The sequence below is a fragment of the Pseudomonas sp. lyk4-TYG-107 genome (assembly GCF_030209055.1).
Lineage (GTDB): Bacteria > Pseudomonadota > Gammaproteobacteria > Pseudomonadales > Pseudomonadaceae > Aquipseudomonas > Aquipseudomonas putida_A.
Map to the genome: position 1 here is coordinate 111,156 of NZ_JARVST010000020.1, position 23,995 is coordinate 135,150.

General features: G+C 58.9%; 25 protein-coding genes. 11 read left to right on the plus strand and 14 right to left on the minus strand.

All coding sequences use genetic code 11. From position 1 onward, the window contains the following. The first annotated feature begins 41 nt into the window (after positions 1-41). Together QRN61_RS18370 and grxD are read left to right on the plus strand one after the other, a co-directional pair. Positions 42-2,147, plus strand: a complete 2,106-nt coding sequence (locus QRN61_RS18370) for a molybdopterin oxidoreductase family protein (RefSeq protein ID WP_285374441.1) — start codon at positions 42-44, stop codon at positions 2,145-2,147. A gap of 97 nt (positions 2,148-2,244) precedes the next feature. After that, a complete protein-coding gene (gene grxD, locus QRN61_RS18375) occupies positions 2,245-2,586 on the plus strand; it encodes a Grx4 family monothiol glutaredoxin (protein WP_003227729.1) in 342 nt (113 codons plus the stop codon). Between the two features lie 132 nt (positions 2,587-2,718). Here the strand turns inward: grxD and bfr are convergent, their stop codons facing one another. Both bfr and QRN61_RS18385 read right to left on the minus strand, forming a co-directional pair. Then, positions 2,719-3,192, minus strand: coding sequence for a bacterioferritin (gene bfr / locus QRN61_RS18380; protein WP_007963971.1), 474 nt, complete (start codon positions 3,190-3,192; stop codon positions 2,719-2,721). 200 nt (positions 3,193-3,392) lie between these two features. Beyond that, positions 3,393-3,611, minus strand: a complete 219-nt coding sequence (locus tag QRN61_RS18385) for a bacterioferritin-associated ferredoxin (protein WP_003227725.1) — start codon at positions 3,609-3,611, stop codon at positions 3,393-3,395. Between the two features lie 313 nt (positions 3,612-3,924). On the opposite strand from QRN61_RS18385, the gene QRN61_RS18390 reads away from it, so the two are divergent. Then, positions 3,925-4,527: a peroxiredoxin gene (locus tag QRN61_RS18390; protein WP_007963972.1), complete on the plus strand. Its 603-nt coding sequence runs from the start codon at positions 3,925-3,927 to the stop codon at positions 4,525-4,527. A gap of 73 nt (positions 4,528-4,600) precedes the next feature. Here QRN61_RS18390 and rnt read toward each other — a convergent pair whose 3' ends face one another. After that, the gene (gene rnt / locus QRN61_RS18395; RefSeq protein ID WP_096795145.1) at positions 4,601-5,278 is read right to left on the minus strand and encodes a ribonuclease T; all 678 of its coding nucleotides are present in this window, start codon (positions 5,276-5,278) and stop codon (positions 4,601-4,603) included. Beyond that, a complete protein-coding gene (gene pyrC / locus QRN61_RS18400) occupies positions 5,275-6,321 on the minus strand; it encodes a dihydroorotase (protein WP_095136952.1) in 1,047 nt (348 codons plus the stop codon). Before pyrC ends, rnt begins: the two co-directional genes overlap by 4 nt. 160 nt (positions 6,322-6,481) lie before the next feature. Here pyrC and QRN61_RS18405 point away from each other — a divergent pair, with 160 nt between their 5' ends. Both QRN61_RS18405 and QRN61_RS18410 read left to right on the plus strand, forming a co-directional pair. Further along, positions 6,482-7,390 carry a flagellar protein MotY gene (locus tag QRN61_RS18405; protein WP_098965368.1) on the plus strand — a complete coding sequence of 303 codons (909 nt, stop codon included), beginning with the start codon at positions 6,482-6,484 and terminating at the stop codon, positions 7,388-7,390. Between the two features lie 129 nt (positions 7,391-7,519). Then, positions 7,520-8,737, plus strand: coding sequence for an argininosuccinate synthase (locus QRN61_RS18410; RefSeq protein WP_027612065.1), 1,218 nt, complete (start codon positions 7,520-7,522; stop codon positions 8,735-8,737). A 149-nt stretch (positions 8,738-8,886) separates the two neighbouring features. Here QRN61_RS18410 and QRN61_RS18415 read toward each other — a convergent pair whose 3' ends face one another. Continuing rightward, entirely contained in the window at positions 8,887-9,591 is a 705-nt protein-coding gene (locus QRN61_RS18415; protein ID WP_115988994.1) for a hypothetical protein, read from the minus strand. Positions 9,592-10,096: 505 nt separating this feature from the next. Between QRN61_RS18415 and QRN61_RS18420 the strand changes: the two genes are divergently transcribed. Then, positions 10,097-10,723 carry a response regulator transcription factor gene (locus QRN61_RS18420; RefSeq protein ID WP_003227711.1) on the plus strand — a complete coding sequence of 209 codons (627 nt, stop codon included), beginning with the start codon at positions 10,097-10,099 and terminating at the stop codon, positions 10,721-10,723. 87 nt (positions 10,724-10,810) lie between these two features. On the opposite strand, the gene QRN61_RS18425 is transcribed toward QRN61_RS18420, so the two are convergent. From QRN61_RS18425 to metG, 8 genes are all read right to left on the minus strand, one after another. Beyond that, a complete protein-coding gene (locus QRN61_RS18425; protein ID WP_027612063.1) occupies positions 10,811-10,990 on the minus strand; it encodes a PA3496 family putative envelope integrity protein in 180 nt (59 codons plus the stop codon). Positions 10,991-11,097: 107 nt separating this feature from the next. After that, a complete protein-coding gene (gene nth / locus QRN61_RS18430) occupies positions 11,098-11,736 on the minus strand; it encodes an endonuclease III (protein WP_003227707.1) in 639 nt (212 codons plus the stop codon). Beyond that, positions 11,733-12,314 (minus strand): Rnf-Nqr domain containing protein, encoded by a 582-nt coding sequence (locus QRN61_RS18435; RefSeq protein WP_285374447.1) that lies wholly within the window; start codon positions 12,312-12,314, stop codon positions 11,733-11,735. Before QRN61_RS18435 ends, nth begins: the two co-directional genes overlap by 4 nt. After that, positions 12,311-12,916, minus strand: coding sequence for an RnfABCDGE type electron transport complex subunit G (locus QRN61_RS18440; RefSeq protein ID WP_285374448.1), 606 nt, complete (start codon positions 12,914-12,916; stop codon positions 12,311-12,313). Before QRN61_RS18440 ends, QRN61_RS18435 begins: the two co-directional genes overlap by 4 nt. Beyond that, positions 12,913-13,896 (minus strand): RnfABCDGE type electron transport complex subunit D, encoded by a 984-nt coding sequence (locus QRN61_RS18445; protein ID WP_285374450.1) that lies wholly within the window; start codon positions 13,894-13,896, stop codon positions 12,913-12,915. The genes QRN61_RS18440 and QRN61_RS18445 overlap by 4 nt, the downstream gene beginning before the upstream one ends. Continuing rightward, the gene (gene rsxB / locus QRN61_RS18450) at positions 13,883-15,097 is read right to left on the minus strand and encodes an electron transport complex subunit RsxB (RefSeq protein WP_285374451.1); all 1,215 of its coding nucleotides are present in this window, start codon (positions 15,095-15,097) and stop codon (positions 13,883-13,885) included. The genes QRN61_RS18445 and rsxB overlap by 14 nt, the downstream gene beginning before the upstream one ends. Next, positions 15,094-15,663, minus strand: coding sequence for an Rnf-Nqr domain containing protein (locus tag QRN61_RS18455; RefSeq protein WP_097086036.1), 570 nt, complete (start codon positions 15,661-15,663; stop codon positions 15,094-15,096). The genes rsxB and QRN61_RS18455 overlap by 4 nt, the downstream gene beginning before the upstream one ends. Positions 15,664-15,795: 132 nt before the next feature. Beyond that, positions 15,796-17,847, minus strand: a complete 2,052-nt coding sequence (metG, locus tag QRN61_RS18460; RefSeq protein WP_285374453.1) for a methionine--tRNA ligase — start codon at positions 17,845-17,847, stop codon at positions 15,796-15,798. Between the two features lie 321 nt (positions 17,848-18,168). Here metG and apbC point away from each other — a divergent pair, with 321 nt between their 5' ends. Further along, positions 18,169-19,263 (plus strand): iron-sulfur cluster carrier protein ApbC, encoded by a 1,095-nt coding sequence (apbC, locus tag QRN61_RS18465; protein ID WP_098965355.1) that lies wholly within the window; start codon positions 18,169-18,171, stop codon positions 19,261-19,263. A gap of 129 nt (positions 19,264-19,392) precedes the next feature. Here apbC and QRN61_RS18475 read toward each other — a convergent pair whose 3' ends face one another. Continuing rightward, positions 19,393-20,151: an SDR family oxidoreductase gene (locus QRN61_RS18475; RefSeq protein ID WP_136492797.1), complete on the minus strand. Its 759-nt coding sequence runs from the start codon at positions 20,149-20,151 to the stop codon at positions 19,393-19,395. Positions 20,152-20,315: 164 nt separating this feature from the next. Here QRN61_RS18475 and QRN61_RS18480 point away from each other — a divergent pair, with 164 nt between their 5' ends. The 4 genes from QRN61_RS18480 to groL all read left to right on the plus strand — a co-directional run bounded on the left by QRN61_RS18480 (position 20,316) and on the right by groL (position 23,838). Then, complete coding sequence (locus QRN61_RS18480; protein ID WP_285374455.1) at positions 20,316-21,047, plus strand: HugZ family pyridoxamine 5'-phosphate oxidase; 732 nt, start codon at positions 20,316-20,318, stop codon at positions 21,045-21,047. Positions 21,048-21,112: 65 nt separating this feature from the next. After that, positions 21,113-21,589: an FxsA family protein gene (locus QRN61_RS18485; protein WP_034153496.1), complete on the plus strand. Its 477-nt coding sequence runs from the start codon at positions 21,113-21,115 to the stop codon at positions 21,587-21,589. 258 nt (positions 21,590-21,847) lie between these two features. After that, positions 21,848-22,141: a co-chaperone GroES gene (locus tag QRN61_RS18490; protein ID WP_007916610.1), complete on the plus strand. Its 294-nt coding sequence runs from the start codon at positions 21,848-21,850 to the stop codon at positions 22,139-22,141. A gap of 50 nt (positions 22,142-22,191) precedes the next feature. Continuing rightward, positions 22,192-23,838, plus strand: a complete 1,647-nt coding sequence (gene groL, locus QRN61_RS18495) for a chaperonin GroEL (protein WP_007964008.1) — start codon at positions 22,192-22,194, stop codon at positions 23,836-23,838. Positions 23,839-23,995: the final 157 nt, after the last annotated feature.

Consider the following 23,995-nt stretch of genomic DNA (forward strand, 5'->3'; position numbering starts at 1 on the left):
GCGGGCCTGATTGCCTGCCCAGAACAAGACAGAGACTGGCCATGACCAAGACTCTCCATCACCGTGCCTGCCACCTGTGCGAAGCCATCTGCGGTCTGACCATCGAGACCACCGAAACCGATGGCAACGTCGCGATCACCTCGATCAAGGGTGACGCGCTTGACACGTTCAGTCGTGGGCACATCTGCCCCAAGGCCGTAGCCCTGCAAGACATCCAGAACGATCCCGATCGCCTGCGCCAGCCGATGCGCCGGGTCGGCAGCGAATGGCTGCCGATCGAGTGGGACGAGGCGTTTGCGCTGGTGGCCGAGCGTCTGGCGGCGATTCAAGAGCGTCACGGGCAGAATGCGGTGGCGGTCTACCAGGGCAACCCGAGCGTGCACAACTATGGGCTGATGACCCACAGCAATTACTTTCTCGGCCTGCTGAAGACGCGCAACCGCTTCTCGGCGACTTCGGTTGATCAGTTGCCGCATCACCTGAGCAGTTACCTGATGTACGGCCACGGCTTGCTGTTGCCGATCCCGGACATCGATCACACCGATTTCATGCTGATCCTCGGCGGTAATCCGCTGGCATCGAACGGCAGCATCATGACTGTGCCGGATGTCGAGAAACGCCTGAAGGCGATTCAGGCCCGCGGCGGCAAAGTGGTGGTGGTCGATCCACGGCGCAGCGAAACGGCAGCTATCGCCGATCAGCACTTGTTTGTGCGGCCGGGTGGCGACGCGGCGCTTTTGTTCGGGGTGCTCAATACGCTTTTCAGCGAAGGGCTGACCCGTGACTGTCACTTGCCGGTTGATGGCCTTGATGAAGTGCGCGCAGCCGTCGCCACGTTCACTGCCGAAGCCATGAGCCCGCTGTGCGCCGTTCCCGCTGAACAGATCCGCCAACTGGCCCGGGACTTCGCCGCTGCACCAAGCGCTGTTTGCTACGGCCGGATGGGCGTTTCCACTCAGGCCTTCGGCACGCTATGCCATTGGGTCGTGCAGTTGATCAATCTGGTGACTGGCAATCTCGATCGCGTCGGCGGTGCCTTGTGCACAGAGCCAGCGGTGGATCTGGTGGCATCGACCTCGGGCGGGCATTTCAACAAATGGCAAAGCCGGGTCTCCGGGCGACCCGAGTACGGCGGCGAGCTGCCGGTGTCGGCGCTGGCTGAAGAGATGCTCACCGAAGGCGAAGGGCAGATTCGCGCACTGATCACCGTGGCCGGCAATCCGGTATTGTCGACTCCGAACGGCCGGCAACTGGAGCAGGCGCTCGATGGTCTGGAGTTCATGCTCAGCATCGACCTGTACATTAACGAAACCACGCGCTACGCCGACTTGATCCTGCCGTCGACCTCGGCGCTGGAGAACGATCACTACGACACTACTTTCAATCTGTTCGCGGTGCGCAACGTCACTCGCTTCAACCGCGCGATTCTCGCCAAGCCCGAGGGCGCATTACACGACTGGGAAATCTTTGTCGGTCTGGCCAAGGCGTTTGCCGAGAAGACCGGCAAGGAGCTGAAACCGACGATGCCGCCGGCGAAGATGATCGACATGGGGCTGCGCATGGGCCTGTATGGCGATGCGTCCGAGCAAAAGCTGTCATTGGCGACATTGTTCGATCATCCGCACGGGATTGATCTTGGGGCGTTGAAGCCTAATCTGGCTGCACGCCTCAAGACGCCGAATCAACGGGTGCAGGCTGCGCCGCCGGAAATTCTCGCCGATCTCGCACGCTTTGCGGCCTTGCAGGCGCCGGCGGCCGATGAGCTGCTGATGATCGGCCGGCGCCATGTGCGCAGCAACAATTCGTGGATGCATAACTACCATCGTCTGGTGAAGGGCAAGCCACGGCATCAATTGCTGATGCACCCGGATGACCTCGCCAGCCGGGGGCTCAACGATGGTCAGTTAGTTCGCGTCAGCTCGCGGGTAGGGCAGATCGAGGTCGAGGTGCTCGGCAGTCTGGACATGATGAAGGGCGTGGTCAGCCTGCCGCACGGTTGGGGACATGCTCGGCCGGGCGTGCAAATGGCAATCGCCAGTGGGCAGCCGGGATCGAGTGCCAACGACCTGACCGATGAATGCCAGCTCGACGAGTTGTCGGGTAACGCCGCGCTCAATGGCGTGCCGGTGACGGTGGCAGCGGCCTGAACGAGACCGTCGGGGAGACCGAGCATGGCGCTCGGGATTCCGTTACAATGCGTCACCGTGCCGACCCATGAGTCGGAAAGTTCAGCCGAGGTGCTCCATGGATATCATCGAAACGATTAAAGAGCAGATTGCCAACAACACCATTCTGCTTTACATGAAAGGCTCGCCGAATGCCCCGCAGTGTGGCTTCTCCGCGAAAGCTGCGCAGGCTGTAATGGGCTGTGGCGAGAAGTTCGCCTACGTCGACATCCTGCAGAACCCGGAAATCCGCGCCAACCTGCCAAAGTACGCCAACTGGCCGACTTTTCCGCAACTGTGGGTCGGCGGTGAGCTGGTCGGCGGTAGCGACATCATGGCTGAAATGTTCGCCAACGGTGAGCTGCAGACTCTGGTCAAGGAAGCATCGGCCAAGGCTGCTGCGGCCAAGTCCGAAGCCTGATCCGGCTTTTGTGGGAGCGAGCAAGCTCGCTCCCACAGGGATCTGCATCTGATCCGGGATTTGCCAATAAAAAGCCCCGCACCTCGAAAGAGGGCGGGGCTTTTTAGTGTCGCGAATTCAGCGGGCGCTTATTTACTCTTCGCCCATCTGCGATTGCAGATAGTTCTCAAGACCGACTTTATCGATCAGGCCCAGCTGGGTTTCCAGCCAGTCGATATGCTCTTCTTCGGATTCGAGAATGTCTTCGAGCAGTTCACGGCTGCCAAAGTCGCCAACCGATTCGCAATGGGCAATGGCGGCTTTCAGATCGGCGTGGCCGGTCTTCTCTATGCGCAGGTCGCATTCCAGCATTTCCCGGGTATGCTCGCCGATGTGCAGCTTGCCCAGATCCTGCACGTTCGGCAGGCCTTCGAGGAACAGGATGCGCTTGATCAGCTTGTCCGCGTGTTTCATCTCGTCGATGGATTCGTGGTACTCGTGCTTGCCCAGCTTGTTCAGGCCCCAATCTTCATACATGCGTGCATGCAGGAAGTACTGATTGATCGCGACCAGTTCATTGGCAAGGATCTTGTTGAGATGCTGGATGACTGTAATGTCGCCTTTCATGATGGGAGTCCTGCCCTGTATTAGCTGTATATAAGGCGGAGTTTGAGCTTGGTACTTATAAGTGTCAAACCTAAGTTATTGAATAATAAATGAAATTAAATCTGAATAAGAATGTTTGTGTTCCGCGTCTAGCGCCTAAGCGCTTGATTTGCGGGCATAAAAAAACCGGACATATGTCCGGTTTTTTGAAATAGGGGTGATTATGCCGCGGTAAATTCTACGGGGTAGGGTATCGCAGCCTGAGCGGTTTGCAGCTTGGTCAGGGTTTCGCGAACCACTTCCTTGGCAAGGCAGGCACATTTGCCGCATTGGCTGGCGACGCCGGTGGCCTGGCGGACTTCTTTGTAGCTGCAGCAACCTTCATAGATCGCTTCGCGGATTTGTCCGTCGGTGACGCCAGTGCAGAGACAAACATACATAAGTGAGAACCGTCGCTGGTTGTGACTCAATTGCGATGGATCTTAATGTTAACGAGAATGATTGTCAAAGTGCTTTCTGAATGGTTTTCGATCGAAAGGCGGGTCACTGACGAACGGTGATTAATGGCGAATTGCCTGGCCCCGAAAATGCTGGTCCGTTATCCGCCTTGGGCAAAAAACCGTTAAGGACAGGCGAAAAACGCAGTGTATGATGGTCGGCCCTTGCGAAGAGGGTTCGTGTCACAGGGCTGTCGCCTCAAGGTGGCAGGCTGGCCCGGGCCCTGAACTTCAAGTTATTCACCAGGAGATATCCATGAGCGTACTCGTAGGCAAACAAGCCCCAGACTTCACCGTCCCGGCCGTACTCGGCAATGGCGAGATCGTTGACAGCTTCACCCTGTCCTCGGCCATCAAAGGCAAATACGGCCTGGTGTTCTTCTACCCACTGGACTTCACCTTCGTCTGCCCGTCCGAGCTGATCGCTCTGGACAACCGCATGGCCGACTTCAAGGCGCGCAACGTGGAAGTGGTTGCCGTGTCGATCGACTCGCACTTCACCCACAACGCCTGGCGCAACACTCCGGTCAACAATGGCGGCATCGGCCAGGTGAAATACACCATGGCTGCCGACATGAAGCACGAAATCGCCAAGGCATACGACGTTGAGTCCGAAGGCGGCGTGGCTTTCCGTGGCGCGTTCCTGATCGACGACAAGGGCGTTGTCCGCTCGCAGATCATCAACGACCTGCCGCTGGGCCGTAACATGGAAGAGCTGATCCGTCTGGTCGACGCTCTGCAATTCCACGAAGAGCACGGCGAAGTCTGCCCTGCCAACTGGAAAAAAGGCGACAAAGGCATGAACGCTTCGCCAGAAGGCGTTGCGGCTTACCTGACCGAGAACGCTGCTGCCCTGTAAGGCGCAACGTCGCGGTACAAAAAAACCGGCCCATGTGGCCGGTTTTTTATGCGCGGGAAATACCCGACGAGGATCAGTCGTCGAAGTCTTCCCAGCCGCCCATCTGTTTCCAGCGGTTGACGATGCCGCAGAACAGCTCGGCAGTCTTCTCGGTGTCGTAACGCGCCGAATGCGCTTCACGGCCGTCGAAGTCGATGTCCGCTGCCTGACAGGCCTTGGCCAGCACGGTTTGACCGTAAGCCAGACCGGCCAGTGTCGCGGTGTCGAAGCTGGAGAACGGGTGGAACGGATTGCGCTTCATGTCCAGACGCGCAACCGCAGCATTCAGGAAGCCCAGGTCGAAGCTGCTGTTGTGGCCGACCAGAATCGCGCGCTTGCAGCCGTTGGCCTTCAGCGCCTTGCGGATGCCACGGAAGATGTCGGTCAGCGCAGTTTCTTCGCTGACCGCCATGCGCAGCGGGTGATCGAGTTTGATCCCGGTGAACTCCAGCGCTGCCGCTTCGATGTTGGCGCCTTCGAAAGGTTCGACGCGGAAGAAGTAGGTGTGGTCCGGGTAAACGAAACCCTTTTCGTCCATGGCGATGGTGGTCGCGGCAATCTCCAGCAGAGCGTCGGTGGCCGAATTGAAGCCACCGGTCTCTACGTCGACGACAACCGGCAGGTAACCGCGAAAACGCGCTGCCATTGGGTGACGGGAACCGCCGCCACCACCTTGACTGTCCAGATCGTCGTCGAAATGGTCTTCACTCACGCGTGTTCCTCCAGCAGGCGCCAGCGCAGTTTTTCACCGGCGCGCAGCGGGATAACGTTCAGCTCGCCAAATGGCAGGCTGGTCGGGGCGGTCCATTCTTCGCGAACCAGGGTGATGCGATCGGTGTTGGTCGGCAGACCGTAGAAACGCGGGCCGTTGAGGCTGGCGAACGCTTCGAGCTTGTCCAACGCGTTGCGCTGTTCGAAGGCTTCGGCATACAGCTCGATGGCGGCGTACGCGGTGTAGCAGCCGGCGCAGCCGCAGGCGGCTTCCTTGGCGTGCTGGGCGTGCGGCGCCGAGTCGGTACCGAGGAAGAACTTCGCGCTGCCGCTGGTGGCGGCGTCGAGCAGGGCTTCCTGATGGGTATTACGCTTGAGGATCGGCAGGCAATAGAAGTGCGGCCGGATCCCGCCCACCAGCATGTGGTTGCGGTTGTACAGCAGGTGATGGGCGGTGATGGTCGCGCCAACGTTGGCCGAGGCTTCGTTGACAAACTGCACCGCGTCGCCGGTGGTGATGTGTTCGAACACCACTTTGAGCGTCGGGAAACGCTCGACCACGCGGCGCATGTGCTCATCGATGAAGATCTTTTCGCGGTCGAAGACGTCGACATCGCCACGGGTGACTTCGCCATGGATCAGCAGCGGCATGCCGACTTCGGCCATGGCTTCCAGCGCCGGGAAGATCTTGTCGATGCTGGTCACGCCGGAATCGGAGTTGGTGGTGGCGCCGGCCGGGTACAGTTTGGCGGCGTGCACGAAACCGCTGGCCTTGGCCTCACGAATTTCTTCGGGCTGGGTGCGGTCGGTGAGGTACAGCACCATCAGCGGTTCGAAGCGACTGCCGGCCGGGCGGGCAGCGAGAATCCGCTGGCGATAGCCGTCGGCTTCAGCGGCGTTGCGCACCGGTGGTACCAGGTTGGGCATGATGATGGCGCGGCCAAAGGTGCGCGCAACATCGGCAACGGTATTGGTCAACACGGCACCATCGCGAAGATGAATGTGCCAGTCGTCGGGACGCAGCAGGGTCAGGCGGTCGGACATGAGGGGATTCCAGGCGGGTCAAACTGAGGGGAATGCTACCGGAAAAGACTCTTGCAGGCACCCGCTATCAAGTTTTGCAGGAACCTTCCGATATCCCGTAGGTATGCCGTAAACATAGTGTGAATCGGTCTTTGTGTTACAGAAGCCAATGGAGCCTCCCGTGCGCCAGCGATATTTAGCCTTGCTCAGTGTGTTTGCCAGCCTCCCCGCGATGGCGCTGACCTACCAGACGCGTCTGGAGAACATTGAGTGGACGGTCGAGGGCGACAAGTTCGAGTGCCGCCTGACCCAGCCGATCACCGATTTCGGCTCGGGCCAGTTCGTGCGCAAAGCCGGCGAGCAGGCGATATTCCGCCTCAATGCCTACAACGCCATGCTCGGCGGCGGTTCGGCGACGTTGCTTGCCGCGGCGGCGCCATGGCAGCCGGGGCGCAACGACATCAATCTGGGCAGCGTCAGGATCGGCACCGGCAACGTGCTGTTCAACAGTTCGCAATCCCAGGCCGGCGGGCTGATCAGTGGTTTACTCGACGGTCGCAGTCCGGTGGTGCGCCGTGCGTCCGGCGATGGCCGGGTTTCGGAAGTGCGTCTGCTGCCGGTGAAGTTCAGCAAAGCGTTCAATGATTACCAGACGTGTGTGGCGAAATTGCTGCCGCAGAATTTCGATCAGGTGAAGCAATCGCAGATCGGCTTCCCCGGCGAAGGCACCGATCTGGATGCCGCCGCCAAAGCCAGGCTGCAGGTGATGCTCGAGTTCATGAAGGCCGATCCGACGGTCAATCACATCGAACTGGATGGCTATTCCGACAACAGCGGCAACCGTCTGACCAACCGTGAGCTGTCGCGTCGTCGCGCGCTGGCGGTGGTCGACTTTTTCAAGGCCAACGGCATCGCCGAATCGCAGATCACCGTGCGTTTCCACGGCGAGCAATACCCGCTGGTGCCGAACAACAATGCGGCCAACCGGGCGAAGAATCGTCGGGTCAGTGTGAAGCTCGCGCGAGTGGCGCCGACTACCGCGCCAGCACCGCAAGCCAGCACACCTGCCAACGCTGCGGCGACTTCCTGACCCGTCGGTCATCGTCGCGCTGTCGACAGATTCTGTCGCTTTGTCGTCTTAAGCTGTCGCGCCTCTGTAAATTATCGGATTTGAGCGGTAGACTCCTCGGCTTTCCGTAGAACCCCGTGGAGTGATGGCATGGCGGACGTAAACAAGGTCGTTCTGGCGTATTCCGGCGGCCTGGACACTTCGGTGATCCTCAAGTGGCTGCAGGATACTTATAACTGTGAAGTGGTGACCTTCACCGCTGACCTGGGTCAGGGCGAAGAGGTCGAGCCGGCTCGCGCCAAGGCTCAGGCCATGGGCGTAAAAGAAATCTACATCGACGACCTGCGCGAAGAATTCGTGCGTGACTTCGTGTTCCCGATGTTCCGCGCCAACACCGTTTACGAGGGCGAGTACCTGCTGGGTACTTCCATCGCACGTCCGCTGATCGCCAAACGCCTGATCGAAATCGCCAACGAAACCGGCGCCGACGCCATTTCCCATGGCGCCACCGGCAAGGGCAACGACCAGGTGCGTTTCGAACTGGGTGCCTACGCACTCAAGCCTGGCGTCAAAGTGATCGCGCCATGGCGTGAGTGGGACCTGCTGTCGCGCGAGAAGCTGATGGACTACGCCGAGAAGCACGCGATCCCGATCGAGCGTCACGGCAAGAAGAAGTCCCCGTACTCGATGGACGCCAACCTGCTGCACATCTCCTATGAAGGCGGCGTGCTGGAAGACACCTGGACCGAGCACGAAGAAGACATGTGGCGCTGGACCGTCTCCCCGGAGAAGGCTCCTGACACCCCGCAATACCTGGAACTGACCTACCGCAACGGCGATATCGTCGCGCTGGACGGCGTCGAAATGACTCCGGCCACCGTACTGGCAACGCTGAACAAGATCGGTGGCGCTCACGGTATCGGTCGTCTCGACATCGTTGAAAACCGTTACGTGGGCATGAAGTCCCGTGGCTGCTACGAAACCCCGGGCGGTACCATCATGCTGCGCGCGCACCGCGCCATTGAATCGATCACCCTGGACCGCGAAGTCGCTCACCTCAAAGACGAGCTGATGCCGAAATACGCCAGCCTGATCTACACCGGTTACTGGTGGAGCCCGGAGCGTCTGATGCTGCAACAGATGATCGATGCTTCGCAGGTCAACGTGAACGGTGTGGTTCGCCTGAAACTGTACAAGGGCAACGTGATCGTTACCGGCCGCAAGTCCGACGATTCGCTGTTCGACGCCAATATCGCGACCTTCGAAGAAGACGGCGGCGCCTACAACCAGGCCGACGCGGCGGGCTTCATCAAGCTCAACGCGCTGCGCATGCGCATCGCTGCCAACAAAGGCCGCAAGCTGTTCTAAGCCTTGCAGGGCTGTAAAAATGGCGGCTTGTCTCAATGACAATGCCGCCATTTCTTTTCTGTGTTTGTCTGACGTTAATCCAGAGCTTTGGTCATTGCCGCCAACTCCAGCATTTTCTTGAATGTCCACTTCAGGCATCTACTCTACGCTCATGCTCCTCTCAAAACCGTGGTGTTTTGTGTGCTTACGTTGTAAGCAACGAGAAGTTTGGCGCCTCCGCTTTTTTTCGACTGTTTGATAAGGGTCGGGATAATTTGCTTGAGCAAAACGTCGCACGCAGAGTCGGTCAAAAATACCACTGCCTTGGCTGAGTGTTTGCCAAGATGCGGAAAGTGTTCTGCCAGCGCATTGAACGCCTGTGCGCTACTCAACCGACGTACGTCTATGGCGCACAATGTGCCGATGGATTTAGGCAGCTGAATGTTGTGCTCAATCCACGGTCGCTCCGGGCAGGATTCGCCAGCGCTGCAAGGAGGGAGTTGCCTGAGGTCAACGCTATGTACAGACAACGTCCACTCCAATCCGTTGGCAGCTGATACTTCGCCTACCACAGACGCTCTTGCTGGAGGCGAACAGGAGTGGAGCTCGGGCTGTTTCAACTCCTCGAAACTTTTTAGAAAACTGTCGTCCTTATCGAAGTCCGAGGGCGCATAGAGCGAACGGTAGTTGAAGTTCAGCGTTAAAAAGAATAGCAATAGCAAGTAAAACGGAAAGCTGATCAGGAACCAGATGTAGACTTCTCTTTCGGCGTTATCAAGAAAGGGTAAGGAAATGGCAGCCGACGATTCGGAAATAAATGCAAATATCGCAATTACAGTCATGGGATTGGTAATTTTTCTTCTGATTTTTATCATGGAAGGTGCTCATTAATTGTGTGTTTCCAATACGTATGTTGAGTTGTTTTGTATGGGGTGTTGCAACTTGCTGGTCGAGATAATTTTTATATTAAATGATAACGTTTGGATAGAAGTATCTTGTTTCAGATGTTGATCTATCAAAGGGTTTTTGATTGTTTTCACGTTGTTTATTTAAACTTATAAGCTGCCGGGGCTGGCGCTGCGTAGCGATGTGCAGTCAATGGATTATCGCGTTTTTTCAGCCGCTCGCTGAGCCGTCTGCCTCGAAAGAACAGTTCGCGTGGTGTTCAGGACGTCATGTTTTTCGCGTCGATGTGAAGGCCAGGAGATGCGTCGTCCCATTTGAAAATCGCCTGTATGGGTTTTTTTGTAGGAATAATCTTTATTTGCTGTAGGGAATGTCTTTTGCTGGGATTGCAATGAAACTCTCTTGTGCCATGTCAGAAGTGACTGGGCTATTGTGCGTGCTCTAAAAATTCGAACAGCGAAACTGGACTTGCCCATGAATAAAGTGCTGATCGTGGATGATCATCCCGTCATTCGTCTTGCTGTGCGTATGCTGATGGAGCGTCATGGCTACGAAGTCATTGCAGAAACGGATAATGGTGTGGATGCTTTGCAACTTGCGCGTGAACAGATGCCGGATATCGTTATTCTGGATATTGGAATACCGAAACTCGATGGTCTTGAAGTTATTGCGCGTCTGAACTCGACACCCATGCCGTTGAAAGTACTGGTGTTGACCTCCCAGGCACCGGGTCATTTTTCAATGCGCTGCATGCAGTCAGGTGCTGCGGGTTATGTATGTAAGCAACAGGATTTGACTGAGTTGCTGAGTGCGATCAAAGCGGTACTGTCCGGCTACAGCTATTTTCCAAACCAGGCCCTGCACACCGTGCGTACCAGTCTTGGTAATGCCAGTGAGGCCGATATGGTGGATCGCCTCTCCGGGCGGGAAATGATGGTGTTGCAGCAATTGGCGCGTGGCAAGACCAACAAGGAAATCGCCGACGGCATGTTTCTCAGCAACAAGACGGTCAGCACTTACAAGACCCGTCTGTTATTGAAGCTCAATGCCCGCTCGCTGGTGGACCTGATTGAATTGGCACAACGCAACGGACTGGTCTGATGATCAGGAATACCGACGGGGCATGGGCCGCTCAGTGTCGGATTCAGCAGAAAGTAAAAAGCCTCCGGTTCGGGAGGCTTTCAAGTGTCACAGATCAAAATCGTAATCGGCCAACTGCTTTTGCAGTCGGCGCTCCTCAAGCAGGTTATCGATGGTGCGACGTTTACTCAGATTGGTCTTGGCGACCTCGACCACCGGTTCGGCGTCGTCGGTATCCACAACGGTAAAATCTTCATCTACGTCCAGTTGTTCTTTGCTGTCAGTCATAAGGTGAACTCCAGGCTAAGACTGCCTTTGGCGCCCCTTATATCGATATTCCTGCTGCGGGTAAAAAAGATTTTTTCAATCGAAGAATCAATTATTCCAATAGCCAATCAATCGTCCGAGGTTTTGTGTTTGTACTCACACAAATCTTCGATGCGGCAGCTGCCACAGCGTGGCTTGCGCGCCAGGCACACATAGCGACCGTGCAGAATCAGCCAGTGGTGGGAGTCCAGCAGGTAGTCTTTTGGCACAAACTTCATCAGCTTCTTTTCCACTTCAACCACATTTTTACCCGGGGCAATGCCGGTGCGGTTGCTCACGCGAAAAATGTGCGTGTCGACCGCCATGGTCAGTTGGCGAAAAGCGGTATTGAGGACCACGTTGGCCGTCTTGCGACCGACGCCGGGCAGCGCTTCCAGTTCTTCACGCGTCTGCGGGACTTCGCCATTGTGCAACTCGACCAGCATGCGACAGGTCTCGATCACGTTTTTCGCTTTGCTGTTATAGAGGCCGATGGTCTTGATGTATTCGGACAGCCCTTCGACGCCCAGCGCGTGGATCGCCGCCGGGGTATTGGCCACCGGGAACAGTTTGGCCGTAGCCTTGTTGACGCCGACGTCGGTTGACTGCGCCGAAAGAATGACTGCGATCAACAACTCGAACGGTGAGGAATAGGCCAGCTCGGTCTTCGGCTCGGGATTGTCTTCATGAAGTCTGCGGAAAATTTCCAGACGTTTGGCGGCATTCATGGGTGATGTGTTTCCTTGGAGAGAGCGGTCGAGCGGGTCCAGGCCTGGCGGGCGGCGAGCAGTAGTCCGAGCACGATGAAGGCGCCGGGAACCAGGGTGAGCAAGTGCAGCCCGTCGCTGAACAGAACCAGGCCTTGCCAGTGTTCCGACAGGCCACGGCCGATGTGGCCCTGACCGAACAGTTCACGCAGTACCGACAGCGCCAGTAGCAGCCCGCTCGACAGGCCAAAAAACGTCAGGCGCAGGCCAAATGCCTGACGAAAGAATCCATTGTATTCCAGCACTACGCATTGCAAGGCGATCAGCCCGGCATAGATTCCGACTGACTGTTGCCACTGCAACGCCCAGCGCTGCGCGAGGATATTGGCGCAACTGGTCAGGGTGGCGGCCAGCAGCAGACTGGCCAGCATCAGGTTGTTGCCAGACAACCGCGAGCGCAGCGGGCCGATGCATGCGCCGTAAACCACCACCACAACGCTCGACATCAACAGCATGCCCAGCGCGCCAGCCAATGTCGCGCTGGTGCCAAGCAGCAGCATCAGCATCAACGTGTTTGTCAGATTCGTTGGCCGGATCATGATCCGCTCCCCAGCAAGGTTGCGCGGTGCTCATCAAAGTAACGCAGGGCGTCATGAATGGCATTGACGGTAGCCCGGGAAGTGACGGTTGCCCCGGCCAGTTGATCGAACTGTCCCTGATCTTTTTTCAGCGCCCAGCCTGCGTCGTCAGGTGCATTGCGTGATTTACCGGTAAAAGTCGCCAGCCAGTGGTTCGGCCAGTCGCCGATAAGTCCGCCGAGCGCCGGTGTTTCGTTGTGCCGCAGGGTTTTTACCCCCAGCAGTCTGCCGTTGGCATCGATGGCGATCAGCAGTTCGATAGCGCCGGCATAGCCCTCGGTCTGGGTGCGCAACAACACTGCCACTGGCTGACCGGATTTGCTTGCGCGGTAACCTGTCAGCAGCGTGCTGTGGCTCAATGTTGTATCAGTCAGCGCCAGCGGCTGCTCCAGCGGCTGATTGTCGTAGGCATCGGGCGCGATCAGATCCAGCAATTTGCGGCTGTCGAGCAGGCGTTGCTCGCTGGCAATCTGCGGCGCACTGGCGCGCTGCACCACATAAGTCAGGCCGAGACCGGCGCCAGTCATCAGTACCAGCGTCACGACTGCAGCCACGCGGTTCATGATTGCACCTGCGTCTGGCGGGCGGCGGCAAAACGTTCCAGCGCTGGCACGCAGAGATTCATCAGCAACACCGCAAACGCAAGACCGTCCGGGTAGCCGCCCCAAGTTCGGATCAGGTAAGTGAGCAAGCCGACACCCACGCCGAACAGCAGCCGGGCCAGCGAACTTTTGGCGCCGGATACCGGTTCGGTAATGATGAAAAAGGCACCGAGCATGGTCGCGCCGCTCAGCAGATGAAACAGCGGCGAGCCGTGGGAATCCGAACCCGAACCGTTCCAGCAGAGCAGGCTGACGAAAAACAGGCTGGTCAGCATGCCAACTGGCGCTTGCCAGGCAATCACCCGGCGCTGCAATAAAAACAGTCCACCGGCGAGAAACGCCAGATTGATCCACTCCACGCCGCGTCCACCGAAACGGCCGAACGCCGGATTGGTCGCGAACAATTCATCCATGGTCAGACTTTTGTTGATGCGCAGGCTGTCCAGCGCGGTGGCCTGAACCCAGGCATCCGGAGCCTGGCCCAGATTCAGGACCTGTGCAAAAGCGGCCTGCAGACTCATGCCATGCGCCGGCCAGTGGGTCATTGGCTGCGGGAACAGCAGCATCGCCAGGGCGAAACCGAGCATGGCCGGATTGAACGGATTCTTGCCGATGCCACCGTATAAATGTTTGCCGAACAGCAGGCCCGAAGCCACCGCCGTAACTGTCAGCCACCATGGGCAATAAGGTGGCATGGCGGCGGCCAGCAGTGTCGCGCTGACCAGTGCGCTGCCATCGCTGAACGTTGGTTGCAGTGGTTGTCGGCGCAGGCGGGCGACGCCAGCCTCGATCAGCAGCGCGGTGCTCGCCGCCAGGATCAGGTTGATCAACACGCCCCAGCCGTAAAACCAGAACAACGCCAACAGCCCCGGCAGCGTGGCCAGTAGCACCCGCATCATCGCCTGTTGCAGGCGATCATCCGGTGCTTCACGGGGCGACATGATCTTGCACCTGACGCTCGGCGGCCTGCAGGCGGGCGCGGGCCTTGTCGAGGATGTTGTTCGGCGTGTCGGCGCGGCGTTCGAGTTTGCTCAGGTCGGCGCGGGCGTAGGCCAGTTCGGTTTTCAACTGGCGAAGCTGGTTGTCGAGCGGGCGCTTTTCCACCCGTACCAGGTCAGGCGCAGGCTGCTCACTGGCCGCCTCGGCCGTGTGAAGGGCTTGCTCGGCATCGCGTAGTGCCTGTTCCAGCGTGGCGATCTGCTCCGCTGGCGCTTCGGCGGTCTGAGCCTTTTTCAATTCGGCGCGCCGCATGGCCAGCTGGATTTTCGCCCGTTTCAGGTCGGCGTCTTTCGCCGGAACCGGGGCCGCAGCGGCTGGAGCGGTGGCGGCGCTGCTTTCGAGTTTCGCCAACGCCTGTTCGGCGGCTTCAAACTGCTGTTGCAACACGATCAGTTGCGATTGCTGTTCGAAGGTCGGCGGATGGCCGAAGGCTTTCAGCGATTTGTGCAATTGCGCGCGACTCATGGCGACATCGATCTTGGCTTTTTTCAGCGCCGCGTCGGCGGTTGCGGCTTTCTGCGCGCGCACCCGTTCCAGAGCGGCCTGCACCGGATCGAGAGTAACCACCGCCGGTTGCGCTGCACGCTGCGCCCGGGCTTCGCGCTCAGCCTGTTTCTGCTGTTCTTCGCGCTGCAGGCGGGCGTTGCGGCGTTCAAAACGCTGGCGCGCATGATCGCGTTTGGCCGCGCGTGCGCGCAGTTCTTCAAGGCTGGAAGCCAGGCCACCGACCACCGGCAAGGTGCCGAGCGGCAGCGGATGCATTTCGATGCAGTCCACCGGGCACGGCGCCACGCACAGGTCGCAACCGGTGCATTCGTCGATCAGTACGGTGTGCATCAGTTTCGCCGCGCCGACGATGGCGTCGATCGGGCAGGCCTGGATGCACTTGGTGCAGCCGATGCACTCGGCCTCGCGGATGTACGCCACTTGTGGCGGTGCCGAGCCACGGCTGACGTCCAGTTCCAGCACCGGCACGTTCAACAGTTCAGCCAAGGCGGCGACGGTTTCGTCACCGCCGGGCGGGCACTTGTTGATCGGTTCGCCATCGACGATGCCTTGCGCATACGGCTTGCACCCGGGGTGGCCGCATTTGCCGCATTGGGTCTGCGGCAGGAGGGCATCGATGAGTTGAATCAGACTCATGTTTTGATCAGTCCACTGAATCCGAGAAAAATCACTGCGATCAGTCCGGCGCCGATCAGGTCGATCGGCAAGCCGCGAAAGGGCAGGGGAATGTCGTTGTCCGCCGTGCGTTCACGCAAGTCGCTGAACAGGCTCAGCACCAGCCAGAAACCCAGCCCGGCGCCGATGCTCAGCGCTGCTGCTTGCAGCAGGCCGCGATCATTTTGCGCGTTGATCAAGGCCAGCCCCAGTACGCCGGCATTACCCAGCAATAGCGGCCACAGTCCGTCGAACGGCCAGTCTGGCAGCGCACGAGCCAACAGCTTCAGCAGCGGCGCGATCAGCAGCACGCTGAGCGGCAAGAACACAAACAGCTGCAGTGCCTGCAATTGCAGCGGCACCAGCAGCCAGTGCCAGAGCACGTACCCGATGAAGCCGACGCTCAGCATCAGGCACGCCGTCGCCAACCCCAGCGCATGCACCTGGCGCCGACTGCCGGCCAGCAGCGGATCGACACCCAGCGGCCAGTGCAACACGAAGTTGTTGAGCAGGGCGGCACTGATCAGCGTAAGCGCAAGTTCGGTCATGGTTCTGCCGGCAGCAACGGGCGGGTGTCACTTAAGGTTAGGCATTATCCGGCACCCGCGATGGGTGGGCCAGATATGAAAAATCCCACAGGCCTGCAGAACATGCCTGTGGGATCGTTTCAGCGCTGGGTCTTACTTGATGCGTTGACCCGGCTTGGCGCCGCTGTCCGGGCTCAGCAGGTAGATTTCTTCACCGCCAGGGCCGGCGGCCATCACCATGCCTTCGGAGATGCCGAACTTCATTTTCCGCGGCTTGAGGTTGGCGATCATCATGGTCAGGCGACCGTCGAGTTTCGACGGGTCCGGGTAAGCGCTCTTGATCCCGGAGAACACGTTGCGCTGCTCGTCACCGATGTCCAGCGTCAGGCGCAGCAGCTTGTCCGCACCTTCCACGTGTTCAGCCTTGACGATCAAAGCCACGCGCAGGTCGACAGCAGCAAAGGTGTCGAAGTCGATTTCCGGCGACAGCGGATCCTTGGCCAGTTCGCCGTTGCCCGCAGGCGCGGCAGCGCCAGTGTCGGTCTGGCTGGCGGTCAGGTCTTCTTTCGAGGCGTCGGTCATGGCTTGCACTTTCACCGGGTCGATGCGGGTCATCAACGGCTTGAATTCATTGAGCTGATGGTTGGCCAGCAGCGTGGTGTGGTCGTTCCAGGTCAGCGGGGCGACGTTGAGGAATGCCTCGGCGTCGGCGGCCAGCAGTGGCAGCACCGGTTTGAGGAAGATCACCAGTTGGCGGAACAGGTTGATGCCAGTGGCGCAGATCGCCTGGACTTCATCCTGCTTGCCTTCCTGCTTGTTCAGCGACCATGGGGCCTTGTCGGCGATCCAGGCGTTGGCGCGGTCGGCCAGGGCCATGGTTTCACGCATGGCGCGGGCAAAGTCGCGGGCTTCATAGGCGTCGGCAATGCTTGGCGCCGCAGCTAGGAAGGCTTCGGTCAGCTCTGGCGCAGCATTATTGTCGACCAGCAGGCCGCCGTTGCCCTTGTGGATGAAACCGGCGCAACGGCTGGCGATGTTGACCACTTTGCCGACCAGGTCGGAGTTGACCTTCTGCACGAAGTCTTCGAGGTTCAGATCGAGGTCATCGACGCCACGGCCCAGTTTGGCCGCGTAGTAGTAGCGCAGGTATTCCGGCGACAGGTGATCCAGGTAGGTACGGGCCTTGATGAAAGTGCCACGGGACTTGGACATCTTCTGGCCGTTGACGGTCAGGTAGCCGTGCACGTTGATCCCGGTCGGCTTGCGGAAACCGGCGCCTTCGAGCATGGCAGGCCAGAACAGGGCGTGGAAGTTGACGATGTCCTTGCCGATGAAGTGGTACAGCTCGGCGGTGGAGTCCTTGCCCCAGAACGCGTCGAAGTCCAGCTCCGGCGTGCGGTTGCAGAGGTTCTTGAAGCTGGCCATGTAGCCGATCGGCGCGTCCAGCCACACGTAGAAGTACTTGCCCGGCTCGTCCGGGATCTCGAAACCGAAGTACGGCGCATCGCGGGAGATGTCCCACTGTTGCAGGCCGGCGTCCAGCCACTCGGCGATCTTGTTGGCCACGGCGTCCTGCAAGGTGCCGCTGCGGGTCCAGGTCTGCAGCATCTGCTGGAAGTCTGGCAGTTTGAAGAAGAAATGCTGGGAATCCTTGAGCACCGGAGTGGCGCCGGAGATCGCCGACTTCGGATCCTTCAGATCGGTTGGCGCGTAGGTCGCACCGCATTTTTCGCAGTTGTCGCCGTACTGGTCTTCGGTGCCGCATTTCGGGCAGGTGCCCTTGATGAAGCGGTCGGCCAGGAACATTTTCTTTTCCGGATCGAAATACTGGGTGATCGAGCGCTGGGCAATGTGCCCGGCGTCACGCAGCTTCAGATAGATCTGGCTCGACAGCTCACGGTTTTCTTCGGCGTGAGTGGAGTGGAAGTTGTCAAAGTTGACCAGGAACTCGGCAAAGTCGGCGCTGTGTTCAGCCTGCACGTTGGCGATCAGTTGTTCCGGGGTGATGCCTTCCTTTTCCGCGCGCAGCATGATCGCCGAACCGTGGGCGTCGTCGGCGCAGACATAGATGCATTGATTGCCGCGATGCTTCTGGAAGCGCACCCACATATCGGTCTGGATGTATTCCAGCATATGGCCAAGGTGAATCGAACCGTTGGCGTAGGGCAGGGCGCTGGTGACGAGGATCTTGCGTGGTTCGGACATGTGGGGCTTCGCTACTTGATGAAACGGAGGTCGGCCACTATAAAGCGCTGGCGCATATTTTTCACCCTGTGCCGCTGGGTACTTTGAGAGCATTTGTGGCGAGGGGATTTATCCCCGATGGGTGGCGAAGCCGCCCCCAAATCCGATATCAGGGCCTATCAGGTACACCGCGGGTGATGGTTCTGCGACTGCTGCGCAGCCGATCGGGGATAAATCCCCTCGCCACAGGTGCTGACTTGCTCAAGTAATCAGTTCGCCACAAATCTGCGTCCAGCGTACGATACCCGCCATCTTTTCCCAGTCTTGTTATCGGAGTTGCCCATGAGTGCCGTCACTCGCGCAGCGGTGGAAGCCGTCCTCAGCCAATACACCGACCCCTACCTGAACCAGGACCCGGTCAGCGCCGGTTGCGTGAAGCACATCGAGATCGATGGCGACCGCGTGAAGGTTCAGATGGAAATCGGCTACGCCGCCGGTCTGTTCAAGAGCGGCTGGGCACAGTTGCTGCAACTGGCCATCGAAAATCTTGATGGGGTGACGATCGCCAAGGTCGAGGTCAACAGCGTGATCGCCGCGCACAAGGCCCAGGCGCAGATCCCGGGCCTGGCCAACGTCAAGAACGTGGTCGCCGTGGCTTCGGGCAAGGGCGGTGTGGGCAAGTCGACCACGGCGGCCAACCTCGCGCTGGCGCTGGCCCGCGAAGGCGCCAAAGTGGGGATTCTCGACGCCGACATCTATGGCCCGAGCCAGGGCATCATGTTCGGCATCCCCGAGCGCACCCGCCCCGAGGTCAAGGATCAGAAGTGGTTTGTGCCGCTCAAGGCCCACGGTGTCGAAGTCATGTCGATGGCGTTCCTGACCGACGACAACACGCCGATGGTCTGGCGCGGGCCGATGGTCTCCGGCGCACTGCTGCAACTGGTCACGCAAACCGCGTGGGGTGACCTGGATTATCTGGTGATCGACATGCCCCCAGGTACCGGCGACATCCAGTTGACCCTGGCGCAGAAAGTCCCGGTGGCCGGTGCGGTGATCGTCACTACCCCGCAGGATCTGGCGCTGCTGGACGCGCGCAAAGGCGTGGAAATGTTCCGCAAGGTCAACATTCCGGTGCTGGGTGTGGTGGAAAACATGGCGGTGCACATCTGCTCGAACTGCGGACATGCCGAGCATCTGTTCGGTGAGGGCGGTGGCGAGAAGCTGGCGACCCAATATGGCGTCGAACTGCTGGCCTCGCTGCCGCTGTCGATGCTGATCCGCGAGCAGGCCGATGGCGGCAAGCCAACGGTGATCGCCGAACCGGACAGCCAGATCGCCATGGTCTATCAGGAGCTGGCCCGCCACGTCGGCGCGCGCATTGTGTTGCAGGAAGCGGCAACGCCGGCGATGCCTAATATCAGCATCAGTGACGATTGATAAGCAGAAACACAATCTAATGTGGGAGCGAGCCTGCTCGCGAATGCGGCGTGTCATTCAACCGATGAGTTGTCTGATCCACCGCTTTCGCGAGCAGGCTCGCTCCCACATAGGTTTCTGTGTTGGCAGTCAGATCCGCAAGCCGCCATCCATCTCCAGAATCCGCCCGGTGTAGTAGTCGTTCTCGAAGATGTACGCCGCCGAATGGGCGATCTCTTCCGGCTTGCCCATGCGCTTGAGCGGAATCCCCGAGGTCATCTTCTCCAACGCTTCCGGCTTCATGCCCAGGGTCATCTCGGTTTCGATGAAGCCCGGCGCAATGCCTGCCACGCGAATACCGTAACGCGCCAGTTCCTTGGCCCAGGTCACAGTGGCTGCGGCCACGCCAGCCTTGGCGGCAGAGTAGTTGGTCTGGCCGACGTTACCGGCACGGGAGATCGAAGAAATATTGATGATGGCGCCGCTGTTCTTCAGCTCGACCATTTTCGCCGCCACTTCACGGGTGCACAGGAACACGCCGGTCAGGTTGACGTCGATCACTGCCTGCCACTGGGCCAGACTCATCTTGGTCATTTCGCCGTCCTTGACCTTGAGCAGCAGGCCGTCACGCAGGATCCCGGCGTTGTTGATCAGGCCATGGATCGCGCCGAAATCTTCGGCAACCTGCGCGACCATGTGCTCAACCTGTTCTTCAATGGCCACGTTGCACAGATAGCTGCGCGCCTCGACGCCCTTGGCCTTGCAGGCTGCTACTGCGTCGTCGAGTTTTTCCTGATTGAGGTCGACCAGCGCGAGCTTCGCGCCTTTGCCGGCGAAATACTCGGCCATGGAACGGCCCAAACCCTGGCAACCGCCGGTGATAATGATTACTTTGTCGTTGAGTTGCATTCGCATGCCCCGATAGCCGGTCTGAGTGGTTTTTGTTATTGGCGACGCTCGATCCGTACCGGTTATGGCCAGATTGCACATGAGCATTGCCCGATGGCGTGACCGGGACTTATCCCCAGGCGCCTGTCCGTTTTTTCGACGGATTCTATTTAAGGAGTCATAAATTGAGCGTTGAAGCGGCCAAGAATGCCCGAGAATTGCTTCTCAAGGAATACCGTGGCGTATTGTCCACTCACTCCAAATCGATGCCCGGTTTTCCGTTCGGCTCGGTGGTGCCGTATTGCCTGGATGACCACGGCCGCCCGCTGATCCTGATCAGCCGCATCGCCCAGCACACCCACAACCTGCAGAAAGATCCGAAATGTTCGCTGCTGGTGGGTGAGCGCGAGGCCGACGACGTGCAGGCCGTTGGTCGCCTGACCTATCTGGCCGAAGCGCAGAAGCTCGAAGACCCGGCTGCCATCGAAGCCGCCGCCGAGCGTTATTACCGGTATTTCCCCGACTCGCAGAACTACCACAAGGCCCACGACTTTGATTTCTGGGTGCTCAATCCGGTGCGGCACCGCTACATCGGCGGTTTCGGCGCGATTCACTGGGTCGATCAGCTGACCTTGGCCAATCCGTTCGCCGGCAAGGCCGAAGTCAGCATGGTCGAGCACATGAACAGCGATCACGCCAAAGCCATCGCGCATTACGTGGAACTCAGCGGCCTACCGAAAACCGTCCCGGCGCAACTGGCCGGAATCGACAGCGAAGGCATGCACCTGCGCATCGGTCAGGCGTTGTACTGGCTACCGTTTCCAGCGCCTTGTCATACGCCGATACAAGTGCGCGAAGCCTTGGTTTCTCTGGCTCACGCCGAGGTCTGGCCAAAAAATGCGGTGACCGACGCTTGAATTCACGAAAGGGCGACGTCATCTAAGGCTTACTGCAAGGCATTTCTTGCGTTGAGGAATCTTTGATGCGCCCTTTTTTGTTGCTCTTTCTGCTGTTTCCGGTGCTGGAGCTGTTCGTATTCGTCAAAGTGGCAGGGGCGATCGGGTTTTTCCCGGCCCTGCTGCTGATCATTCTCGGCTCGATGTTCGGTGTGTTCGTACTGCGCGTCGCCGGTCTGGCCACGGCACTGCGTGCCCGTGAAAGCCTGAACCGCGGTGAATTGCCCGCGCAGACCATGCTTGAAGGCCTGATGCTGGCACTGGCCGGTGGCCTGTTGATCCTGCCGGGCTTCATCAGCGACGTGGTCGGTCTGGTGATGCTGTTGCCATTCACTCGTCGTCTGCTGGCCAATAAAATGCGTCAGCGCGCCGAAGAACAGGCGATGCGTCAACGTGCCTTTGCCGACGACCTGCAACCCCGTGGCGGTCCTGCACCGCGCCAGCCTCTGGGCCGCGAGGGTGATGTGATCGAAGGCGAGTTCGAACATCGCGACAGCAAGTAACCCCTGCATCGACACGGCACCTTCGGGTGCCGTTTCTTTATGCGCGGCATTCAAGGGGCAACCGATGAAAAATTTTCTGCCCCCGCCCTTGTAATAAGCTTATGCGCCCTTATGTATCGGTCACCGAAAGGTTTCCGGCATTCAAGCCGGACAGACTTCCGCGGTTTGCTCGACGAACCGCAACCGGCGCAGGCCGGATTTGTTAAACCCGCCGGGACTACACCGGCCGATGAAAACCACAATTAGGAGAGATCGACAATGAAGCTTCGTCCTCTGCATGACCGCGTCGTCATCCGTCGCAGCGAAGAAGAAAAGAAAACCGCTGGCGGTATCGTCCTGCCAGGTTCGGCTGCTGAAAAAGCCAACCACGGTGTGATTCTCGCTGTAGGCCCGGGCAAGGCTCTGGAAAACGGTGAAGTGCGTGCACTGTCCGTGAAGGAAGGCGACAAGGTTGTGTTCGGTCCTTACTCCGGCAGCAACACTGTGAAAGTCGACGGCGAAGACCTGCTGGTAATGAGCGAGAACGAAATCCTCGCTGTTATCGAAGGCTGATACCCCCGTTCATTTTCCCGTTACTACAAAGTATTTAAGGAATATCGATCATGGCTGCTAAAGAAGTTAAGTTCGGCGATGCCGCTCGCTCCAAGATGCTCAAAGGCGTCAACGTTCTGGCTGACGCGGTAAAAGCGACCCTGGGCCCGAAAGGCCGTAACGTGATCCTCGAGAAGAGCTTCGGCGCTCCGACCATCACCAAGGACGGCGTTTCCGTCGCCAAGGAAATCGAACTCGAAGATCGCTTCGAAAACATGGGCGCGCAGCTGGTCAAAGACGTTGCCTCCCGTGCCAACGATGACGCAGGTGACGGTACTACCACTGCGACCGTTCTGGCTCAGTCGATCGTCAACGAAGGCCTGAAAGCCGTCGCTGCCGGCATGAACCCGATGGACCTGAAGCGCGGTATCGACAAAGCGACCATCGCGATCGTCAAAGAGCTGAAAGCCCTGTCCAAGCCATGCGCTGACACCAAGGCTATCGCTCAGGTAGGTACCATCTCCGCCAACTCCGACAACTCCATCGGCGACATCATTGCCGAAGCCATGGAAAAAGTCGGTAAAGAAGGCGTGATCACCGTTGAAGAAGGCTCGGGCCTGGAAAACGAACTGTCGGTTGTAGAAGGCATGCAGTTCGACCGTGGCTACCTGTCCCCGTACTTCGTCAACAAGCCGGACACCATGGTTGCCGAGCTCGACGGCCCGCTGATCCTGCTGGTCGACAAAAAGATCTCGAACATCCGCGAAATGCTGCCAGTGCTGGAAGCCGTTGCCAAAGCCGGCCGTCCACTGCTGATCGTTGCCGAAGACGTTGAAGGCGAAGCCCTGGCGACTCTGGTCGTGAACAACATGCGTGGCATCGTCAAGGTTGCAGCCGTCAAGGCTCCAGGCTTCGGCGACCGTCGCAAGGCCATGCTGCAGGACATCGCCGTTCTGACCGGCGGTACCGTGATCTCCGAAGAGATCGGCCTGAGCCTGGAAAGCACCACCCTGGAGCACCTGGGTAACGCCAAGCGCGTGACCCTGTCCAAGGAAAACACCATCATCGTTGACGGTGCTGGCGTACAAGGCGACATCGAAGCCCGTATCGCTCAGATCCGTGCCCAGGTTGCCGAAACTTCCTCGGACTACGACCGTGAAAAACTGCAAGAGCGTCTGGCCAAGCTGTCCGGCGGCGTTGCAGTGATCAAGGTTGGCGCTGGTTCCGAAGTTGAAATGAAAGAGAAGAAGGCCCGCGTTGAAGACGCCCTGCACGCAACCCGTGCAGCCGTTGAAGAAGGCGTGGTACCTGGCGGTGGCGTTGCGCTGATCCGTGCTCTGGAAGCCCTGACCGAACTGACCGGCGACAACGCTGACCAGAACGTCGGTATCGCTGTACTGCGTCGCGCTGTTGAAGCGCCGCTGCGCCAGATCGCGGCCAACTCCGGTGACGAGCCAAGCGTAGTCGTCAACGAAGTGAAGAACGGCAAAGGTAACTTCGGTTACAACGCTGCTTCGGGCGAATACGGCGACATGATCGAAATGGGCATCCTGGACCCAACCAAGGTAACCCGTTCCGCTCTGCAAGCTGCAGCCTCGATCGGCGGTCTGATCCTGACCACCGAAGCGGCTGTTGCTGATGCACCGAAGAAAGAAGGCTCGGCTGGCGGCGGTATGCCAGACATGGGCGGCATGGGTGGCATGGGCGGCATGATGTAAGCCAGCCTTACCCCTGTAACGAAAAACCCCGCCTGCGCTGAGCAGGCGGGGTTTTTTATTGCCCGGACTCCAGGCTTCACACCATCCCCTGTGGGAGCGAGCCTGCTCGCGAAAGCAATCACCCCGTCACTACAGCTGTGACGCATGCACAGCATTC

Coding starts and splice junctions, on each gene's coding strand:
- nth (WP_003227707.1), bottom strand. CDS start 11,736: ATGAATGCCGCCAAACGTCTGGAAATTTTCCGCAGACTTCATGAAGAC.
- QRN61_RS18475 (WP_136492797.1), bottom strand. CDS start 20,151: ATGCAACTCAACGACAAAGTAATCATTATCACCGGCGGTTGCCAGGGT.
- rsxB (WP_285374451.1), bottom strand. CDS start 15,097: ATGAGTCTGATTCAACTCATCGATGCCCTCCTGCCGCAGACCCAATGC.
- QRN61_RS18410 (WP_027612065.1), top strand. CDS start 7,520: ATGGCGGACGTAAACAAGGTCGTTCTGGCGTATTCCGGCGGCCTGGAC.
- grxD (WP_003227729.1), top strand. CDS start 2,245: ATGGATATCATCGAAACGATTAAAGAGCAGATTGCCAACAACACCATT.
- metG (WP_285374453.1), bottom strand. CDS start 17,847: ATGTCCGAACCACGCAAGATCCTCGTCACCAGCGCCCTGCCCTACGCC.
- QRN61_RS18440 (WP_285374448.1), bottom strand. CDS start 12,916: ATGAACCGCGTGGCTGCAGTCGTGACGCTGGTACTGATGACTGGCGCC.
- QRN61_RS18370 (WP_285374441.1), top strand. CDS start 42: ATGACCAAGACTCTCCATCACCGTGCCTGCCACCTGTGCGAAGCCATC.
- QRN61_RS18415 (WP_115988994.1), bottom strand. CDS start 9,591: ATGATAAAAATCAGAAGAAAAATTACCAATCCCATGACTGTAATTGCG.
- QRN61_RS18435 (WP_285374447.1), bottom strand. CDS start 12,314: ATGATCCGGCCAACGAATCTGACAAACACGTTGATGCTGATGCTGCTG.
- QRN61_RS18385 (WP_003227725.1), bottom strand. CDS start 3,611: ATGTATGTTTGTCTCTGCACTGGCGTCACCGACGGACAAATCCGCGAA.
- apbC (WP_098965355.1), top strand. CDS start 18,169: ATGAGTGCCGTCACTCGCGCAGCGGTGGAAGCCGTCCTCAGCCAATAC.
- QRN61_RS18420 (WP_003227711.1), top strand. CDS start 10,097: ATGAATAAAGTGCTGATCGTGGATGATCATCCCGTCATTCGTCTTGCT.
- groL (WP_007964008.1), top strand. CDS start 22,192: ATGGCTGCTAAAGAAGTTAAGTTCGGCGATGCCGCTCGCTCCAAGATG.
- QRN61_RS18425 (WP_027612063.1), bottom strand. CDS start 10,990: ATGACTGACAGCAAAGAACAACTGGACGTAGATGAAGATTTTACCGTT.
- QRN61_RS18485 (WP_034153496.1), top strand. CDS start 21,113: ATGCGCCCTTTTTTGTTGCTCTTTCTGCTGTTTCCGGTGCTGGAGCTG.
- QRN61_RS18490 (WP_007916610.1), top strand. CDS start 21,848: ATGAAGCTTCGTCCTCTGCATGACCGCGTCGTCATCCGTCGCAGCGAA.
- QRN61_RS18390 (WP_007963972.1), top strand. CDS start 3,925: ATGAGCGTACTCGTAGGCAAACAAGCCCCAGACTTCACCGTCCCGGCC.
- pyrC (WP_095136952.1), bottom strand. CDS start 6,321: ATGTCCGACCGCCTGACCCTGCTGCGTCCCGACGACTGGCACATTCAT.
- QRN61_RS18455 (WP_097086036.1), bottom strand. CDS start 15,663: ATGACCGAACTTGCGCTTACGCTGATCAGTGCCGCCCTGCTCAACAAC.
- QRN61_RS18445 (WP_285374450.1), bottom strand. CDS start 13,896: ATGTCGCCCCGTGAAGCACCGGATGATCGCCTGCAACAGGCGATGATG.
- bfr (WP_007963971.1), bottom strand. CDS start 3,192: ATGAAAGGCGACATTACAGTCATCCAGCATCTCAACAAGATCCTTGCC.